Here is an 18292-nt window from a genome sequence, read left to right as displayed (position 1 = left end):
GGGATCAGCGCTTGGCGCCGCCCTTTTGTCCGGTACGGACGCGGCCAGAACGCGAGACCTGACGCGCGCCGCCACGTGCGCCCTTCTGGACCGCCACGGACGATCCGGCCTTCTTGGACGCGCTGGACTTCAGGCCGCCCAGAACCTTGGGCTGCGCCTTGCGTGTCTTCTTCTGCTCCAGCGCCTTGCCGGGCAGCTTGGACAGAGCCTCTTCCTTCTCGGCCTTCTTGACCCGGCGCGGCGCAGTCTTGGCGTCGCCCTTGTAGCGTTCCGGGCCCGACTTGGCGCCACCCTCGGCATAGGGGTTGGCGCTGCTGGACTTGACGTTCAGACGGATCGGCGTGCCCGGCAGGTCAAAGCTCTCGCGGATCGAGTTGACCAGATAGCGCTTGTAGTGCTCCGGCATCGACTCGGCGCGGTTCGCCATCATGACGAAGGTGGGCGGACGGGCCTTGGTCTGGGCGATGTATTTCGGCTTGATCCGCTTGCCGTCCACGGCGGGGGGCGGGTGCCTCTGGGTGGCCATGGACAGCCAGGTGTTCAGGTCCTTGGTCTTCACCTTGACCGACCAGGTGTCATAGGCCTGAAGCACAGCAGGCATCAGACGCTCGACGCCCCGGCCCGAGTGCGACGACAGGGCCACGAAGGGCGAACCCTTCAGTTGCGGCAGCTTGTCCTCGGCCATGGCCTTCAGCTTGGCCATGCGGGACTGCGGCTCGTCCTCCAGGTCCCACTTGGACGCGACATAGATCAGGGCGCGGCCTTCGCGCTCGACAAGATCGGCCAGTTGCAGGTCCTGGGTGTCGAAGGCGTCGTCCTTGTCCATCACCAGAATCACCACCTCGGCGAAGGTGATGGCGCGGATGGTGTCGGCGACCGACAGCTTCTCCAGCTTCTCCTGCACACGCGCCTTGCGACGCATGCCAGCAGTGTCGACCAGACGGATGTTCTTGCCTTCGTAGACCCAGTCCACCGAGATGGAATCGCGGGTGATGCCCGCTTCCGGTCCGGTCAGCAGACGATCATCGCCGATCAGACGGTTGATCAGGGTGGACTTGCCCGCGTTGGGGCGACCGATCACGGCGATGCGGATCGGCTTGTCCGGCTCGTCGATCTCTTCGACGAAGATGTCGGCGGAGGCGGCGATCAGGGCGGCGTACAGATCAGCCATGCCCTCACCGTGCTCGGCGGAGATGGCGACCGGCTCGCCAAAGCCCAGCGCATGGGCCTCGCCCACGCCGCCGCCGCTTTCACGACTTTCGGACTTGTTGGCCAGAAGGATGATCGGCTTGTGCACCCGGCGAAGGTGTTCAGCAAAGATGCGGTCCAGCGAGGTCACGCCCTCGCGCGCATCCATCATGAACATGATGACCTCGGCGTCCTCGATGGCCGCCTCGGTCTGCTCACGCATCCGGGCTTCGAGGCTGTCGTCGGTGACGTCCTCATACCCGGCCGTGTCGATCAGGGTCAGGTCCAGATCGCCGATGTTGCCATCAGCGTAGCGCCGGTCGCGGGTCACGCCGGGGCGGTCATCGACAAGCGCAAGACGCTTGCCGACGAGGCGGTTAAACAGGGTCGACTTGCCCACATTGGGGCGGCCGACGATGGCGACCTTTAGAGCCATGTCGGCTTTCTAACGCAAATAGGCTGAAACGTCAGCGGATACAGATCAGCTGACCGTTGTCGGTCAGCACGTAGAGCGCGCCATTATAGGCGGCTGGAGCGATATAGGCTGGAGCGCCCAGCTTCAAGGTAGTCTGGGCCACACCCGTCTTCGGATCGAAGGCGACAGCCTCTCCGTACGAGTTGACCATGACCAGACGGTTCGAAGCCAGGAGAGGACCCGACCACTGCGGCGTGATGGTGCGGCGCCCGATGGTCAGGAAGCCGCCTTCCTTGCGCTGACGGCCTTCGTTCAACTGACGCGTCCAATAGACCTGGCCCGAGTCGCGGTTGACGGTGATCAGTTCACCCGACTTGGACACGACATAGACCACGTCGCCGACCGGCAGGGGCGCGTTCACGCCCACGACCGGCAGCTGCCACTTGGGCTGGCCCGAACGCAGGTCGGTGGCGGACAGAACGCCGGAGTGGCTGACGCCGTACACCATGGCGCGGCTGATGACCGGACGGCCGGCGATATCGCGAACTTCCGACAGGGCGCTGGTGCGGCTGGTGCGCGACAGTGTTTCTTCCCACACGGCCTGACCATTCAGGGCGCTGAGCGCGACCAACTGGCCCGATGCAAAGGGCGCAACCACCGTGTTGCCGCTGACAGCGGGGCTGGACGCGCGCATCACATGCGCAGGCTCGCCGATGCCGCGATAGGTCCAGTCCTGAGCGCCCGTCGTGGCGTCAAAGGCGAACAACTGGCTGTCGACGTCCACGACATAGACGCGGTTGCCGGCGACGGTCGGGGCGCCGTGAATCGGGGCGTCGACGTTCTGGGTCCAGACCTTGGCGCCGGTGTTGGCGTCCAGCGCCGACATCGAACGATAACCCGAGGCGACATAGACCTTGCCATTGCCGACCGCGACACCGCCGCCGAAGCCGCCGCTGCGGTCACGCTCGCTGTCCTTGACGTTGGTCTTCCACAACACTTCGCCGGTGTCTGCAGACACGGCCGAAACGGTGGATTCGCCATCAAGGACGAAGATCTTGCCGTCCGCAGCCACGATCGGGGCCATGAGATTGCCGACGTGGGCCGAGCCGGAGCCGATGCTGCGCTTCCAGGCGATCTGGAAGTTCGGAGCGGCGATGACGTGCTCGACCAGGTTCTCGGTCGTGCCGCCGGGTTGGGTCCAGGCTGAGACGGCCTGCGGACCCGGCAGGAAGAAGTCACGACCCGACAGGGCGGCCGACGGCGCCAACTGCTGTTCGAACTCAAGCACCGAAATGCGCTGACCTTCGCTGGCGGTCGAGCCTGCATCCTTCTTGCCGCCCAGGCCGAAGGGCAGATTACGGCTGACGGTGCCGCAAGAAGCCATAGTGGCCGCGACGCCGCAGATCAGCGCGACTTTCAGAACTCGGTTCATCTGGGGCGTCCTGTAAATGGTCGTCACTGTTGGGCGGGGCCGACCAGAGCCGGGCTCTGCGTCGGGGCGGCGACGGGGGCGGCAGGCGCCTTGTCCGATGCTGCGATGATATCCTTCAGATTGCCTGCGGTGCCAGCATCAATCGCTTCGATGGCGGCGCTGGCGCGTTGGCGAACGTCGTCAGACACGTTCTGCCCCAGTTGCAGCAGGACGAAAGCCTCGCGGGCCTCCTTGACCTTGCCGTGCTGCAGGCGGGCCAGAGCCAGGGCTTCCTGAGCGAAGGCGTGCAGCGGACGCTTGTCGTCCGTCAGCGGCGTCAGGCGCTTTTCAATCTCGTCCAGCGGCGCCGTGTCCATCAGCAGGAAGGCGGCCTTCAGGGCGGGCGGGTCCGACAGGATCGGGTCTTTCGACGCCTTGGCCGCTTCATCGAACAGACGAACGGCGTCGGGGAACTTGTTGGCGCTGACGGCCAGACCGGCCTGTTGCTGCAGGGCCAGGGACTTGTAGGCGCCATTGCCGACATTCACCGCCTCTTCGAAGGCGACGCGGGCGTCCATGGGCTTTTCTTCGCGCAGGGCTTCCATGCCGCGATCATAGGCTTCCGCGCCCTTGGCTGCGCGGTTGGTGTTGTAGCTGTCCCAGCCCCACCAACCCAGCGCACCGATCAGTGCGACGACCAAAGCAACCGCCGCAACGGGCAGCCATGTGCGGGCCAGGCGCTTGTAACGGTCGGAGCGAAGCTCCTCCTCGACCTGCTCGAAGACATCAACCACGGATATGCAGCCCCAAAATTCTCTAAAGCAAACCGAGCCGGACCCTAGAGGGTCGTTTCCCCGCCCGCAACGAACCCATTACGACGAAGCCGGTTTTTTCGAGAAGTAGGTCTCGACTTCGGCAGGAAAACGGCGGGCGCGGACGTCTGAGGCGAATGAAGCCGCCGCGCGGTCAATTTCCGTGCGCAGATCGGCATATTTGCGCACAAACTTGGGCGCCCAGTCGAAAACACCCAAAACGTCCGTGATCACCAGAACCTGACCGTCACAGGCCGCAGATGCGCCGATGCCGATGGTCGGGGTGTCGATTGTCTCGGTGATTTCGCGCGCCAGTGATTCGGCGACGCCTTCGATGACGATGCAGAAGGCGCCCGCCTCGCTGATGGCGACGGCCTCGGCCATGACGCGTTCGCGCTCGGCGTCGGTGCGGCCCTTGGCCTTGAACCCGCCCTCGGCCAGCACCGCCTGCGGACGCAGACCAATATGACCCATGACCGGAATGCCGCGCTTGACCAGGAAGGCGACCGTCTCGGCCATCTCGACGCCGGTTTCCAGCTTCACCGCCTGCGCACCGGTTTCCTGCATCACGCGCACACTGGCGGCGTAGGCGGCCTCCTTGCTGGCTTCGTAAGAGCCGAACGGCAGATCGACCACGACCAGCGACCGGCGCGAACCGCGCATGACCGCCTGACCGTGCAGGATCATCATGTCCAGCGTCACGCTGACGGTGTTGGGCAGGCCATGCACCACCATGCCCAGACTGTCGCCAACCAACAGCACATCACAGTGCGGGTCCAGCAGCCCGGCCGTGGGCGCATCATAGGCGGTCAGGCAGACGATCGGCTCGCCACGCTTGCGGGCGGCGATCTCCGGCACCGTGATGCGTTTGACGGTCTCTTGGGTTTGCGCGGACATCCGACGGGCCTCCTGACTGAACTGCGGTCAGATAGGCGCACCCGCCGGTGGAGTCACGCTCAGACGTCCTGTGAGAGTTTCACCGCACCGGCCGCCAGAAGGGCGAACAAAGCGCCCGCCACAATCCAGAAGGCCAGCATGCCGGAACCACTCATCAGATCGATTGATCCGATGCCCAAACCATCCAGACCATTCTGGGTCGCCCCCTGGGCCGTGATGGCGACGGCCCGAACGCTTTGGGACACGGTCGTTGCGTCATTGCCTGCGCCGTCAAAGTTGAAACGCATGCCTTCACGCACCGCAAAGACGCCCCCGATCACGCCCGCCGACGTCAGGGCCAGCGCCCGCCAACGCGACCGCTTCTCCATCCGCACCGCCACCTCAGCAGCGAACAGCGCCTCATCAGGCAAGGGCGTCGTCTTGGCGAACAGCCGTTCGATCATCGGATCGTACTCATCAACCGACATGGGTCGACCTCCCGCCAGATGCCTGCGCCGGTGATAGCCGGGCGCGGAGTTTATCCAGACCACGTTTGACATGGGATTTCACCGTTCCGAGCGGCAGATTCATGGCCGCCGCAATTTCCGGATGCGCCATCCCCGCGCCGTGGCAGAGCGTAACGCAGACCCGTTCGGTTTCACTCAAGGTCTTCAAGGCCTCGTCCAGATCCATCAGGCCCGCCGTATCGACGCTGATCTGAGCGTCTTCGGTCTCGACCTCCTCGACATAGCGAGCCTCACGCGCGACGCGTTTCAGATACAGGCGCGCGGCGATCTTCTTGATCCATCCGGCGAAGGTCCCCTGCCCCCGGAATTCCGAGCAACGCTGGAACCCCTGCAAGAAGGCGTCCTGCGCCACGTCGTCGGCCAGAGACGGCACGGCGCCCATGCGGCGCAGCAGACCCCGGACCGCCGAGCCATGCCGACGGACCAGTTCCCCATACTCCCGCCGACCACCGGCCGCCGCCTGAGCGGCCAGTTCGACGTCGTGCATCTCTCGAAGAGATTGCTTCATGACGGTTGCCCCTGCCGGTTCCCGTCAGTCCTTGTGCGGATTGAAGAAACTCAGGACGATGAAGGCAAGACCAATGGTCACGGGGATGCAGGCGATGCCCAGCAGGCCGTTATCCAGATTGCCGTTCCAGCGTGAACCGCCCAACTCGTTGACGACGCTGAATGCAGCGATGCCGATGCCGACAGCCAGCCAGATGATGCCCCGGCGAATGTCCTTCAGGCGTGACGGCAGAGCCTTCTGTACGTCCTTGGTCATGGCGTCGATCAGTTCTGCCGGCAGAGGCTGGCCCTTGTCCACGCCGTGACGGATCGTCTCCTGCATGTCGCGCTTCTCGCGGTACTTCAGGAAGATGGGGCCAAAGACGATGGCCGTGATCGTGCCGAACACGGCGAAAATGGCGAAGATCGGAATAAACTCTTCCATGGTGCGTACCCTCTTGAACCCTTGCGGCCAGCCTGCTGCGGCGGCCTTCTGATCACAAGAGGCTGCGACCCGGCCCTACAGATGCGAAATCCTACGTGAATTCTTCGTAAGGTCCGAACCATGGCAACCTAAGCCGCATCTCATGTGTTTCCGACGCATCCAGACGGGGCCGTCCCGTTCATCATCAGGAGCCGCCCAATGGCCCATATCACCTATCGCGTCGTCGAACATGACGGCGGCTGGGCCTATACGCTCGACGGCACCTATTCGGAGACATTCCCGAGCCATGATGCCGCCCGAGGCGCCGCCGTGCGCGCCGCCCGCGAGCAGAAGGTTCCAGACCAGAACGCCGTCATCGAATACGAAACGGCTGGCGGGCAATGGGTGACTGAAAGCGCCGACGGCCACGACCGGCCCGAGACCGAAGTTCAGGGCTGATCGCCAGCCCGATCTTTCCGCCTATGCAAAGGCGGCGGCGTAGACATCCGGCTTGAACCCGAACAGACGCCGATCGCCCAGGTCCAGAACTGGCCGTTTGATCATCGACGGCTGAGCGACCATCAAGGCGATGGCCTTGGCCTTGTCGATGTTCGCCCTGTCCGCATCGGGCAGTTTCTTGAACGTGGTCCCGGCGCGGTTCAGCACCGTCTCCCAGCCATGCTCGTCGATCCACTGCCCCAGCAGCCCCGCATCCGCGCCCGCCTTCTTGTAGTCATGGAAGACGTAGTCGACGCCGTGCTGATCCAGCCAGACGCGCGCCTTCTTGACCGTGTCGCAGTTGGGGATGCCGTACATGGTGATCATGCACGGCTCCCTAGCGCGTCAGAACCGCTTCGTCAGCCCCACGCTGAACACACGCCCACGCGGGTCAGCGACCACGGGGTCATAGCCAAGAGCGAACTGGGCCAGCGGCGGGTCTTCGTCGGTGATGTTGACCACGCCCAGCGCCAGATCGAGATCAGCGCCGATGGTGCGGGTGTAGAGCAGGTCCGCCGTCGTCTGGCTGGCGATGTTCGGATCGGTGATGCCGCTGCGGTCGTTCTGGTACCCAGCCGTATAGTGGACCAGCGCAGTGACCGCATTGGCGCCATTGCTCCAGCCCAGTGCGAACTCACCGCGATTACGCGGCAGGGACCGGCCTATGTTGTTGAGATTGGTCGAACCGACGCCCGAGACCGAGGCCGCCCCCGCGCTCAACCGGATGTCGTAGCTGTCGACATAGGTCCAGGTCGCAGAGGCCGTCGCCCGTCCGCCCCACACGTCATGGCCATAGCGGGCCGACAGGTCGAGACCTTGCGTCTCTATCGACGAGGCGTTGTTGAAATAGAGCTGGACGAAGGTCAGGGCGCCGTTGGGCGCCCGGGTCACGCGCTTCTGGGCATCCGTGCCGCTCAGGCCCGCCGCAGCATCGGCCGCCGCCTGATTGATGACGGCCTGAGCCGATTCCTTGACCACCAGATCGGTGTAGTCGAAGCGCCAGGCGTCCAGCCCAAGCTCCAGCCCCTGAACAGGACGCCACAGGGCGCCGAGGCTGAGGCTCTCAGATTTTTCGGGCTTCAGGTCCGCACGGCCCGAGGTCAGGGTGTTGACGAAGACGAAAGCGCCTCGGTCAAACACCGACGGCTGCGACGCCTGTGCGCCCGACAGGGCATAGACGGACGGCGCACGGAACCCCTGCCCCCATGAAGCCCGCAGAGCCAGCGTATCCGTCACGTCCCAGCGGATCGCCGCCTTGGGACTGAACCGGCCCTGATCGCCGTCATAGGTTTCGTAACGCCCCGCCAGTTGGCCTTCGATCCGGTCGCCCAGATGGATGCGCGCCTCGGCGAAGGCGGCCAGAGCCTCCTGATCGCCAGAGAAGTCAGGCGAATAGCCCGAGGTCAGAAGATCGCCCGAGTTGGCCAGATCGCTCCAGTCATGACGGAAGGTGCTGCGGCGATACTGGGCGCCAAGTGCGACATCGACCGAACCGCCATCCCACGCATACGCCTGACCGCCGGTCGAGGCTTCCAGCGTAATCAGGCCGGATGCGCCGCGCAGGCCGACATTGCCGGTCAGACTGCCGATCAGGGCCTCGCTGTTGCGAGTTCCCGTGCCCAGATAAGCGCTGCCGAACGGGTTGAAATACTGGCATCCACCCACGCCGGGCGTTCCCGTCGCCGGATTGCACCCTGCGCCGCCCAGTCCTTTGAGAGCGTTCTGAAGCGCACTGCCGATCACGTCCGGCTTGTCATAGGCGACGTGCTGGCGGCTGGCGGTGGCGGCCAGATTCCAGGTCCAGCCATTGGCGAAGACGCCGTCCAGCCCCGCAGCCAGACGCCAGGTCTGGTACTCAAACTGCGACCGCATGGCCCCGGCCTCTGCACCCAACAAACGCCCGCGGAACAGCACGTCCTCGCCGAAGGGATTGTCCGGGTGCGATCCGGGCACCGTCAGGGCCTGCGCCAGAATTGGCAGGGACGGCGTCAGCCGCGCCTCGGTCTCGGTCGAGGAGAAGGCCGCCTGAAGAGACAGGTTCATATCGCCCACCGGACGGCGGTAATCGGCGAACACCTGCGTGCGCGTCTCTTCCGGGATCAGGTCGAAGAAGTCGGAATAGTCCAGACGGCAGAAGGTGTCCGACGCCGAGTTCTTGTAGGACTTGCCAAAGGTCGGATTGCCGCAGTCCGGGTCTGGCGCATAGGCGTTCTTGCTAGGCCGGAAATAGGATCCCGGCTGGCCATAGCTGGTCACGGCGGTCCAGGCGGCGCGGCCATAACGCTCGGCCTGAGTGAAGCCGCGCTCGTCCGAACCCAGGGCCGAACGGTGGAAATGCGACGCCGCCAGCGTCAGGTCGCCGCCCAGCAGTTTGAACCCGCCGATGGCCTCGATGACGCTTTCTTCCGACCCGTCCGCGACGGCGTATTTGGCGCTGATTTCAGGCCGGGTCACATCGTGGCGTGTGATGAAGTTGACCACGCCTGCAACGGCGTCAGAGCCATAGACGGCGGACGCCCCATCCTTGACCACCTCGATCCGCTTCAGCGCGATCATCGGAACCAGCGAGTTGATGTCGACGAAGGCCGAGCCGTCTGTGGCGACCACCGCGCTGCTGGTCCAGCGCTGGCCGTCGACCAGAACCAGGGTCGAACCCAGGCCAAGATTGCGCAGATTGAACTGGGCCGTGCCGGAGCTTTGCGGTTGGTTCAACTGATCGACCCGCGCCTCGGAGCCAGAGTTGGCGGTGATCAGGCGCAGCAGTTCCGACGTGTCGGACACACCCGCCGCCGCCAGCGTCTCACGGTCCACAGTCGCCACCGGAGCGATGCGGTCGCCGCCTGCGATACGCGATCCGGTGACGACGATATCGTCCACGCGGGCCGTCGCATCCTGCGCCTGAACGCCGGTTACACCGGCCATCCATGCCAGACCTGCCGTCGCCATCAAGACTGTGCGCCGCGCCATATTCACTACTCCCCGCGATTGGTCGGCGGCTTCTAGCCAGCGTCGCCATTTTGCGAAAGTGTAATTTTGCAATTTTGCAAATTGAGACACGACAGGTCCACGCCCGTCCCAAACCCGGACACACGAATGCACGCCCCGCTTAACGCAGGGGCGACACCAGACTTGAATGGATGGGATTTGCAGCGGGCCAGGCCTCACGCCGCAAGAAAAACCCACCCTGCCGTCTGGCAGGATGGGTTTTCAGAAGTCTTAGAGCTTGCCTTCCGGCGCGACCTGCGCGGCGGCGGCCCGGCGGGCGGCGTCCGCCGCTTCGGCCTGTTCGATCAACTGATCGTACCGAGCGCGGGCCTTTTCCTCGTCATAGATGATCTCGGACTGCCGAGGGGGTGCAACGACATAGAACATCGTGATCGGCGCAAAGGTCATGCGCTGACGGCGCCACAATGCAAAGCCTTCGCGGCCCTCCAGACGCGACCATGAGCCATCGTCGTTCGGGTGATCTGGAATCGCAGCCATGTAAGCTCCTCTACTTGAACGCTTCGCCTAGAGGTCAGACACGGCGTTTTTGCGTCACACAACCCTTTTGTGCAGAGCAGCGCTATTCAAGCCAGAAAGGGGCGGCAGGAAGAGTGGCGATATCTTCAGTTGAGTGCTGGACGATCACCCGCGCATTCTCATGCGCCGCCACGCCATCAAACCGCCCGAACGACGCCAGCGTATCGGCACGGCTGACGTTCACCGACGGCACCCTATGATAAGCCCGGTTCTCACGCGTGTGGTACAGATCACCGGTCAAAAGGATGGGGCCAGCAGTCTTCAACCGGATCAACAACGATTTGTGACCAGGCGTATGGCCGGGCGTCTTCAGGATCATCACACTGCCGTCGCCAAACACATCGGCGTCCCCATCGAAACTACGGATTGCGGCGTGATCCAGCACCTTCAGCAGACCCGGAATGACCCCCAACGGGGCGGGCTCGGAATGCAGGCCTGCAAGCTCCAACGGGTCCATAATCCAGGTCGCGGCGGGAAACAGATCTGCGTTGCCTGAATGGTCCGCATGGGTGTGCGACAGGGCGACATAGGTGATGTCGGACGGCTTCAGGCCCATCCCCTCCAGTTGCGAAACCAGCGTCCGCCCTACTGTCCACTGACCACCGAACTGATTGATGCCGCCTGGGATCGTCGCAAGCCGATCACCCAGTCCTGTGTCCCACAACAGCCATTCCGATCCATGGCGGATCAGGAAACACGGCACCGTCATCACGCCGCGCTCACCCGCATGTTCGCCCGTGTCGGAAAAGGAGGCCATGTCGTCCAACGACAAGGTTCCGCAGTCCAGCGCGTAAAGGCGCAACGGCTCGGTCGGCGGGGCGGGTTGCGCCATTGCCGTCGACGCACTGGTGAAGACAACCGCGATGGCGGCGGCGAGAATGGCGAACCGGGTCACAGGGACAGCTCCTATTGGTGAGCCTTCGATGTGGATGTCGCCCACCTGCGTGAAAAGTCGGCCAATACGCACACCATCTGTGCAATAATGATCAGATGCTCGACTGGGACGATCTGCGCATTTTCGAAGTTCTGGCGCGCACCGGATCGCTGTCAGGCGCGGCACGGGCGTTGAAGGTCAATCACGCCACCATCGGACGCAGGGTAGCCACACTGGAGGCCGAACTCGGCGTGACCCTGGTGACGCGCCTGCCGCGTAATACAATCCTGACACCACAAGGCGAAGCCATCGCCGCCCTGGCCCGTGAGATGGAACAGACCGCTCAGGCCGTCACGCGTCGCGCCCGTGCCTTCGAGAACGACCTGACCGGGAACGTCCGCATCAGCCTGCCGCCCGCTCTGGCCAGCGACTTTCTTGCCGAACGACTGACGGGGTTCAGCACCCTCTACCCCGGCCTGACGGTGACCCTGAAGGCCACACCGATGATGAGTTCACTGGAACGTGGCGAGACGGATCTGGCGATACGTCTGGTCCAGCCCGATGGTCCAGCCCAGATCGCACGGCGACTGGGCGTCATGCAGTTAGGCCTGTACGCCGCACCGTCGGTCGCAACGACGTCTCCGAAACACTGGCGGTTCGTTCTGGCCGACGACGATCTGGCGCATCTGCCGCATCAGGTCTGGCTGGCCAACTATGCTGATGGGCGGCCTGTTTCGATGCGGAGCAGCGACATCCACACCCAGATCAACGCCGTTCGTGCAGGACTGGGCGTCGCCGCCCTGCCCGTCTTCATGACCGGGCATACAGACCTTGTGCGCGTGGACGTCGGTGTCGCAGCGCCCCCACGCGGCATCTGGCTGGTTGTCCACGAAGAAGTGCGAAAGGCCCCCGCCGTCCAGGCGACGATGGCCTGGCTGACAGAGACCTTTGCGGCGTCAGAGTTCCGCGCGCCGATCGACTTTGACTGGTCGGCGGCGCGCTAGATCATCACTTGGCCGGGACGACCGCGCCTTCATAGGTGCGGTTGATATAGTCCTTGATCTGCTGGCTGGTCAGGGCGGCGGTCAGGGCCTTGATGCGCGGATCATCGCGGTTGTCCGGGCGCGTCACCAGATAGTTCACATAGGGGCTGTCGCCGTCTTCCAGCGCCAGCGCGTCGTTGCGCGGGCTGAGTTGGGCGTCCAGCGCATAGTTGGTGTTGATCACCGCCAGAGCCACCTGATCCAGCACGCGCGGCAGGGTGGCGGCCTCCAGCTCGCGGAACTTGAAGCCCTTGGGGTTGCCGGAAATGTCGGCGACGGTCTGAAGCGGATCCTGACCCTTGCGCAGGGCGATCAGACCGGCCTTCTGCAGCAACAGCAACGAACGCCCGGTGTTGGAGGCGTCGTTCGGCAGGGCGATCTCGCCGCCCGCCGGCAGTTCAGCCAGCGACTTGTAGCGACGCGAATAGGCGCCCAGCGGCTCGACATGCACGCCCGCCACGGTCACCAGATTGGCCCCGCGCGCCTTGTTGAACTCGTCCAGATAAGGCTTGGTCTGGAAATAGTTGGCGTCCAGACGCCCCTCGGCCAGTTGGGTGTTCGGCTGGACGTAGTCGTTGAAGACCACGATCTGCAGGTCGATGCCCTCATCAGCCAGGATCGGCTTCACCTGCTCCAGAATCTCGGCGTGCGGCACGGCGGTGGCGCCGACCTTCAGCGGGCCTTCGCCAGCAGGCTTGGACTGACCGCAGGCGGCCAGCGTCAGGGCAAGAGCAGACAGAAGAACAGTGCGGCGCAGCATGGCGAACCCTTCAGCTTAGCGGTGCGAAACCCTAGCGACCCAACGGTCGCCGAGCACCTGCAGAATTTGTACGATTATCAAAAGCAGAACTACCGTCACCACCATGACGTCGGTCTGGAAGCGCTGATAGCCGAAGCGGATGGCCAGATCGCCCAGCCCCCCTGCCCCGACAACCCCCGCCATGGCCGTATAGCCGACCAGAGCAATCGCGGTGACCGTGGCCCCAGCCAGAATGCCCGGAAGAGCCTCTGGCAGCAGGACGCGGGTGACGATCTGCCAGGTCGTGCCGCCCATCGCCTGCGTCGCCTCAATCATGCCGCGCTCAACCTCGCGCAGGGCCGTCTCGACCAGACGCGCATAGAAGGGCGCTGCGCCGACGACCAGCGGCGGAATGGCCCCCGCCACGCCCAGCGACGTGCCGACCAGCAGCACCGTCACCGGCAGCATGACGATCAGCAGGATGATGAACGGCACCGACCGCAGCACATTGACGGTGAAGGACAGCACCAGATTGAGGATGCGGTTCTCCAGAATCCGCCCCTTGCCCGTCGCATACAGGGCAACCCCGAGCGGAAGCCCCAGAATGACAGTGATGGCCAGCGACGCGAACAGCATCAGCATTGTGTCGCGTGTGGCTTCGGCGATCGTGGCCCAGTCAATATTGGCGAACATCAGGACAGGACCTCTACTTCGACACCCTCAGCCCGCAGACGGGTGATCGCCAGTTCCGTCTGCTCGCCCTGGAAGGCGATCTCCAACTGGCCATAAGGCTGGTCACGAAAACGGCCGATGCGTCCGGCCAGAATGGCGTGATCAACGCCAGTCTCACGCGAGATGCGGCTGAGAACAGGATCGAACGTCCCCTGCCCCCGGAACACCAGACGCGCCACCATGCCGCCGGTCGGGCGCGGCGCAGCGGTGTGGGATTCGCCCTCGGCCAGCAGACTGCGGGTCGCAGCGGTCTGCGGCTTCAGGAAGACGTCGGCGGTCGCCCCCGTCTCGACGATCCGCCCATCCTGCATCACCGCCACCCGGTCACAGACGCGGCGCACCACCTCCATCTCGTGGGTGATCAGCACAAGCGTCAGGCCCAGTTCACGGTTCAGCGAATCCAGCAGGGCCAGAATGTCCTCGGTCGTTTCGGGGTCCAACGCACTGGTCGCCTCGTCGCACAGCAGGATCGACGGCTCGCTGGTCAGGGCGCGGGCGATGCCGACGCGCTGCTTCTGGCCGCCGGACAGTTGGGACGGATATTTGCGGGCGTGCTCGGCCAGACCCAGCCGTTCGATCAATTCATCGACACGGCGAGCGATCTCGGCGCGCGACCGGCCTTCCAGCACCAGAGGCAGGGCGATGTTGTCGCGGATCGTGCGGCTGTGCAGCAGGTTGAAGTGCTGGAAGATCATGCCGATGCGGCGGCGCGCGGCGCGCAGCGCGGCGGGCTTCAGACCCGTCAGCTCCTGATCCGCCACAAACACACGGCCCGCATCAGGCCGTTCAAGCAGGTTGATGGTCCGCACCAGCGTGGACTTGCCCGCACCAGAACGACCGACCACGCCGAAGACCTCGCCCGCCGCAACGGTCAGGTCGACATTGTCCAGCGCCGTGCGAACGCCTGCATTGCTGCGGAATTGGCGGGTGACACCCTCAAGACGGATCATGGCAGACGGTTCATGGCTGGTCCTGAACAAGAACGGCTGGGCCGGACGCGCGGTCTAGTGTGATGGCGGCGTGCGGCGCAAGTACGGTCTAAAGCTCATCCCTCACAACCGCGTCCGCAGCCGCCTCGGCCCGAAGCCAGGCGACAAAGGCCTGAGCCTCTGGCCGCAGGGCGCCGCGACGGGTCAACAGGCGATAGGCGTTGTCTGTCGCCAAATAGCCATCGGCGAACGGCGCGGCCAAACGCCCCGACGCCAGATCAGCGGCGACGAATGCGCGCGGCGCCAACGCCACCCCGCGACCGTGAACCGCGTCCTCGATGGCGAAGGCGGTCTGGTCGAAGCGCGGGCCAAGCGTGGCGTCGATCTGATCCAGCTTGCGTGAGTTCAACCAGGTGGACCAGTCGGGGCGCGGCTCCTCCAGCGTCGAACGACCGACATGGATCAGGGTGTGGTGGATCAGGTCCGCAGGCGTCAGCAGCGCCTTTGGCCCCTGCAGCAGACTGGGGCTGCAGATCGGGATCACCCCTGCCTCGATCAGAACCTCGGTGCGCACGCCGGGATAGTCACCCTGACCATAGCGCACGGCCACATCGGCCCGCCCGCCTGCGATGTCGGCCAACTGCATGTCCGCAGAAATCCAGACCTCGATCTCGGGGTGCTGGGCCGAGAAACGCGCCATGCGCGGCACCAGCCAACGCACGGCAAACGACGGCGGCACGCTGATCGACAAAGACTGACGCCGCGACGGGCCATAGATGATGTCGGCGGCGCGCTTCATATGCTCGAACGCGTCACGCAGCACCGGCTGCAACCGCGCACCCAGCTCAGTCAGAACCAGCCCGCCCGCCTCACGCCGCACCAGCGGACCACCGGCATGGTCTTCCAGCAGGCGCACCTGCTGACTGACGGCGCCGGGCGTGACGCTCAGTTCCTTGGCGGCCAGCGACACGCTGGACAGACGGGCCGCGGCCTCGAACGCCTTGAGCGCATTCAGCGGCGGCAGTTTACGGGGATCGGAGTCCTGGCTCATGCGCCCTCCAGCCATGACGGAACCGCGATGCCGCGCGTGCGCAGGAAGGCGGGATTATAGATTTTACCGGCGTATCTCTGGCCGGGATCACACAGGACGGTGACGATGGTCTTGCCCGGCCCCAGCGTCCGCCCCAGACGGATCGCGCCTGCGATGTTGACGCCGCTGGACGGCCCAAGGCTCAGCCCCTCCTCGCGCACCAGATCGAACAGGAGGGCCAGCGCCTCCTCGTCCTCGATCCGCCAGGCGTGGTCGACCGTCAGGCCTTCCAGATTGCGGGTGATGCGGTTGACGCCGATCCCCTCGGTCACCGAGGAGCCGTGGCTTTCCAGAACCCCGCGCGTGAACCAGCTGTGCAGGGCCGCTCCCGGCGGATCGGCCAGAGCGATGGCGATGTCGGGCTTCTGCTCGCGCAGATAGGACGACACCCCCGCCAGCGTTCCACCGGTGCCCGCCGCGCAGACGAAGCCGTCGATCTGGCCTTCTGTCTGTTCCCAGATTTCACGCCCTGTGGTGGCGTAGTGGGTTTGGCGGTTGGCCAGATTGTCGAATTGGTCGGCATAGACGGCGCCGTTCGGTTCGCTTTCATTCAACTGGGCGGCCAGACGGCGCGAGAAGTGGACGAAATGGTTCGGGCTGGAAAAGGGCGCGGGGTCCACCTCGACCAGACGCGCGCCGTGCATCCGCACCGCCTGCTTCTTTTCCTCGGTCTGGCTGCGCGGCATGACGATGACGACGGGGTGCCCCAGTGCGGCCCCGACGATGGCCAGACCGATGCCGGTGTTGCCCGCCGTACCCTCTACGATCGTGCCGCCCGGTTTCAGTTCTCCTGACGCATGCGCCGCCTGAATCAGGCCCAGAGCCGTGCGATCCTTGATCGACTGACCGGCGTTCAGGAACTCGGCCTTGCCGTAGATGTCACAGCCCGTCGCCGCCGAAGCTGCGTTCAGACGGATCAACGGCGTATTGCCGATGAGAGACAGAATATCTGCGGCGGCGCGCATTGGTGGTCCGATTCAAAAGCCTGCTGCGCCTTATAGAAATTCTCACACAAAATGAGAAGACGTTCTTTGCTGACAGCGATTGATAGAGCTTGTGTACAGACGATCTATCAACCACCCACCCGATGATCGTCAACGCCCTTGTTCCGAAACAGAAAACAAGAAGGCCGCACCCGGGGATAGCAGATGCGGCCTTTAGTTCGGGAAAGAGCGCGGGGAGGCGCGCCACACCTCTGTAGCCAGCGTCGGCCTTTGATACACGCCAGAAGGGCTGACCCTCGGGTCAGATTTTCTGAACTAGATCAATGCCCGACGCGCGCGGCCCAACCGTTCCGCCGCCTGATCCAGCACAGCGTCCGCCTTGGCGAAGCACAGGCGGACGACGGTTCGCGCGGCCGACGCCGACTCAAAGGCTGACAAGGGAATCGCCGCCACGCCGTGTTCGGCCACGACGCGCCGACAGAAATCCTGATCCGACAGGTCGATGCCGGAGGCCGCCAGATCAACGCACAGGAAATAGGTTCCTTCGCTGGGCGCCACCGCATAGCCCTCGGCTTTCAGCGCCGCGCCCAGTCGGTCACGCGACCGGCCAAGCTCGTCGCTCTGCGCCCTGAACCAGTCCGCACTCCAGCCCAGCCCCGCCGCCACCGCCGTCTGTAGATTTGGCGCCGTGGTGAAGGTCAGGAACTGGTGCGCCTTGGCGACCGGCGCGATCAGATCAGGCGCCCCGCAGACGAAACCGACCTTCCATCCCGTCAAGCCGAACATCTTGCCTGCCGAGCCGATCTTGATGGTGCGCTCCGCCATGCCCGGCGCGGCCAGCAGGCTGCGATGCGGGCGTCCATCGAAGATGATGTGCTCCCACACCTCGTCACTGACAGCGATCAGGTTGTGGCGGACACAGACGCGGGCCAGTGCGGCGATCTCTTCGGCGTCGAACACCCGCGCCGCCGGGTTCAGCGGATTGTTGAACAGCACCATCCGCGTCGCAGGCGTCACCGCCGCCTCGATCGCCTCCTCCGTCAGCCGCCACGTCGGCGCGGCCAAGGTCACCGCCCGCACCACCCCGCCCGCGCGCTGGATCAGCGGGCGATAGGCGTCATAGGCCGGCTCGAAAATCAGCACCTCGTCACCCGGACTGACATGGGCGAACAGGGTGGCGGCGATGGCCTCGGTCGCACCGGATGTGACCACAACCCCATCCACCGACAGATCGACCTGCTGCAGACGGCGATAATGCTCGACCACCGCTTCGCGTAGGACCGGCAGGCCCCGCGACGGCGGATACTGGTTCGGGCCGTTCAGCACCGCCTCCGCCGCCAGACGACGCAGTTCCTCCGGCCCCGGCGCATCAGGGAACCCCTGCCCCAGATTGATGGCGTCGTACTGGCGGGCAAGGCCGGACATGACCTCGAACACGGTCGTCGGCATGTCGGTGAAGACAGGATGGCTCATGCCGTCATCCGAACCGGCTTCATGGCCGCTTGGCAAGTCGGGACAAAAAGAAGGGCCGCACCGGAGGCGCGGCCCAGATCAAAGGGAGGATCACATGACACAACCGTACATGGCACAGGTTCGTCGGATCGCCCTTTCAGAAATAGGCACGGCCCCGACGGTTTTTCTAAGCTGACCGTCGCCAGGCCGCAGTCGTCCTCAGATCGTCATGACCACGCGGCCCTCGATCTGACCCTTGTGCATGCGCTGGAAGATGTCGTTGACGTTCTCCAGCGGCTCGACCGACACCGTCGCCTTGACCTTTTCGTC

19 protein-coding genes are annotated in these 18292 nt (G+C 64.6%); 2 read left to right on the top strand and 17 right to left on the bottom strand.

The window, feature by feature from the left end; genetic code table 11:
* Nucleotides 1–4: 4 nt before the first annotated feature.
* The 7 genes from der to QZ281_RS03420 all read right to left on the bottom strand — a co-directional run bounded on the left by der (nucleotide 5) and on the right by QZ281_RS03420 (nucleotide 6160).
* Nucleotides 5–1624, bottom strand: coding sequence for a ribosome biogenesis GTPase Der (der, locus tag QZ281_RS03450; protein ID WP_292224764.1), 1620 nt, complete (start codon nucleotides 1622–1624; stop codon nucleotides 5–7).
* A gap of 31 nt (nucleotides 1625–1655) precedes the next feature.
* The gene (locus tag QZ281_RS03445) at nucleotides 1656–3035 is read right to left on the bottom strand and encodes a PQQ-binding-like beta-propeller repeat protein (RefSeq protein WP_292224760.1); all 1380 of its coding nucleotides are present in this window, start codon (nucleotides 3033–3035) and stop codon (nucleotides 1656–1658) included.
* A 23-nt stretch (nucleotides 3036–3058) separates the two neighbouring features.
* Nucleotides 3059–3808, bottom strand: coding sequence for a tetratricopeptide repeat protein (locus QZ281_RS03440; RefSeq protein ID WP_292224758.1), 750 nt, complete (start codon nucleotides 3806–3808; stop codon nucleotides 3059–3061).
* 78 nt (nucleotides 3809–3886) lie between these two features.
* Entirely contained in the window at nucleotides 3887–4723 is an 837-nt protein-coding gene (gene panB, locus QZ281_RS03435) for a 3-methyl-2-oxobutanoate hydroxymethyltransferase (RefSeq protein WP_292224756.1), read from the bottom strand.
* A 59-nt stretch (nucleotides 4724–4782) separates the two neighbouring features.
* Nucleotides 4783–5190, bottom strand: coding sequence for a hypothetical protein (locus QZ281_RS03430; RefSeq protein WP_292224753.1), 408 nt, complete (start codon nucleotides 5188–5190; stop codon nucleotides 4783–4785).
* Nucleotides 5180–5737 carry a sigma-70 family RNA polymerase sigma factor gene (locus QZ281_RS03425; RefSeq protein WP_292224751.1) on the bottom strand — a complete coding sequence of 186 codons (558 nt, stop codon included), beginning with the start codon at nucleotides 5735–5737 and terminating at the stop codon, nucleotides 5180–5182. The genes QZ281_RS03430 and QZ281_RS03425 overlap by 11 nt, the downstream gene beginning before the upstream one ends.
* Nucleotides 5738–5761: 24 nt before the next feature.
* Nucleotides 5762–6160, bottom strand: a complete 399-nt coding sequence (locus QZ281_RS03420; protein WP_292224749.1) for a DUF6249 domain-containing protein — start codon at nucleotides 6158–6160, stop codon at nucleotides 5762–5764.
* Nucleotides 6161–6358: 198 nt separating this feature from the next.
* On the opposite strand from QZ281_RS03420, the gene QZ281_RS03415 reads away from it, so the two are divergent.
* On the top strand, nucleotides 6359–6598 hold the full coding sequence (locus QZ281_RS03415) for a DUF2188 domain-containing protein (RefSeq protein WP_292224746.1): 240 nt from the start codon (nucleotides 6359–6361) through the stop codon (nucleotides 6596–6598).
* Nucleotides 6599–6619: 21 nt separating this feature from the next.
* Here QZ281_RS03415 and QZ281_RS03410 read toward each other — a convergent pair whose 3' ends face one another.
* From QZ281_RS03410 to QZ281_RS03395, 4 genes are all read right to left on the bottom strand, one after another.
* Nucleotides 6620–6964: an ArsC family reductase gene (locus tag QZ281_RS03410; protein ID WP_292224744.1), complete on the bottom strand. Its 345-nt coding sequence runs from the start codon at nucleotides 6962–6964 to the stop codon at nucleotides 6620–6622.
* Between the two features lie 18 nt (nucleotides 6965–6982).
* Nucleotides 6983–9604 carry a TonB-dependent receptor gene (locus QZ281_RS03405; protein ID WP_292224743.1) on the bottom strand — a complete coding sequence of 874 codons (2622 nt, stop codon included), beginning with the start codon at nucleotides 9602–9604 and terminating at the stop codon, nucleotides 6983–6985.
* 249 nt (nucleotides 9605–9853) lie between these two features.
* Nucleotides 9854–10120, bottom strand: coding sequence for a hypothetical protein (locus QZ281_RS03400; RefSeq protein WP_292224742.1), 267 nt, complete (start codon nucleotides 10118–10120; stop codon nucleotides 9854–9856).
* A gap of 82 nt (nucleotides 10121–10202) precedes the next feature.
* A complete protein-coding gene (locus QZ281_RS03395) occupies nucleotides 10203–11054 on the bottom strand; it encodes an N-acyl homoserine lactonase family protein (protein ID WP_292224741.1) in 852 nt (283 codons plus the stop codon).
* A 95-nt stretch (nucleotides 11055–11149) separates the two neighbouring features.
* Here QZ281_RS03395 and QZ281_RS03390 point away from each other — a divergent pair, with 95 nt between their 5' ends.
* Nucleotides 11150–12037 carry a LysR family transcriptional regulator gene (locus QZ281_RS03390; RefSeq protein WP_292224740.1) on the top strand — a complete coding sequence of 296 codons (888 nt, stop codon included), beginning with the start codon at nucleotides 11150–11152 and terminating at the stop codon, nucleotides 12035–12037.
* Nucleotides 12038–12041: 4 nt separating this feature from the next.
* Here QZ281_RS03390 and QZ281_RS03385 read toward each other — a convergent pair whose 3' ends face one another.
* The 6 genes from QZ281_RS03385 to QZ281_RS03360 form a co-directional block, all read right to left on the bottom strand.
* Entirely contained in the window at nucleotides 12042–12836 is a 795-nt protein-coding gene (locus QZ281_RS03385; RefSeq protein ID WP_292224738.1) for a MetQ/NlpA family ABC transporter substrate-binding protein, read from the bottom strand.
* A 15-nt stretch (nucleotides 12837–12851) separates the two neighbouring features.
* Entirely contained in the window at nucleotides 12852–13508 is a 657-nt protein-coding gene (locus QZ281_RS03380; RefSeq protein ID WP_292224736.1) for a methionine ABC transporter permease, read from the bottom strand.
* Nucleotides 13508–14497: an ATP-binding cassette domain-containing protein gene (locus QZ281_RS03375; RefSeq protein ID WP_292224733.1), complete on the bottom strand. Its 990-nt coding sequence runs from the start codon at nucleotides 14495–14497 to the stop codon at nucleotides 13508–13510. The genes QZ281_RS03380 and QZ281_RS03375 overlap by 1 nt, the downstream gene beginning before the upstream one ends.
* 88 nt (nucleotides 14498–14585) lie before the next feature.
* Complete coding sequence (gcvA, locus tag QZ281_RS03370; RefSeq protein WP_292224730.1) at nucleotides 14586–15527, bottom strand: transcriptional regulator GcvA; 942 nt, start codon at nucleotides 15525–15527, stop codon at nucleotides 14586–14588.
* Entirely contained in the window at nucleotides 15524–16531 is a 1008-nt protein-coding gene (locus QZ281_RS03365) for a cysteine synthase A (RefSeq protein ID WP_292224729.1), read from the bottom strand. Before QZ281_RS03365 ends, gcvA begins: the two co-directional genes overlap by 4 nt.
* Before the next feature lie 294 nt (nucleotides 16532–16825).
* On the bottom strand, nucleotides 16826–17983 hold the full coding sequence (locus tag QZ281_RS03360) for an aminotransferase (RefSeq protein WP_292224727.1): 1158 nt from the start codon (nucleotides 17981–17983) through the stop codon (nucleotides 16826–16828).
* Nucleotides 17984–18292: the final 309 nt, after the last annotated feature.

Source organism: Brevundimonas sp. (assembly GCF_018608325.1).
Lineage (GTDB): Bacteria > Pseudomonadota > Alphaproteobacteria > Caulobacterales > Caulobacteraceae > Brevundimonas.
Note: the sequence above shows the minus strand (reverse complement) of the source record. Positions and strands in the feature narration are given on the sequence as shown.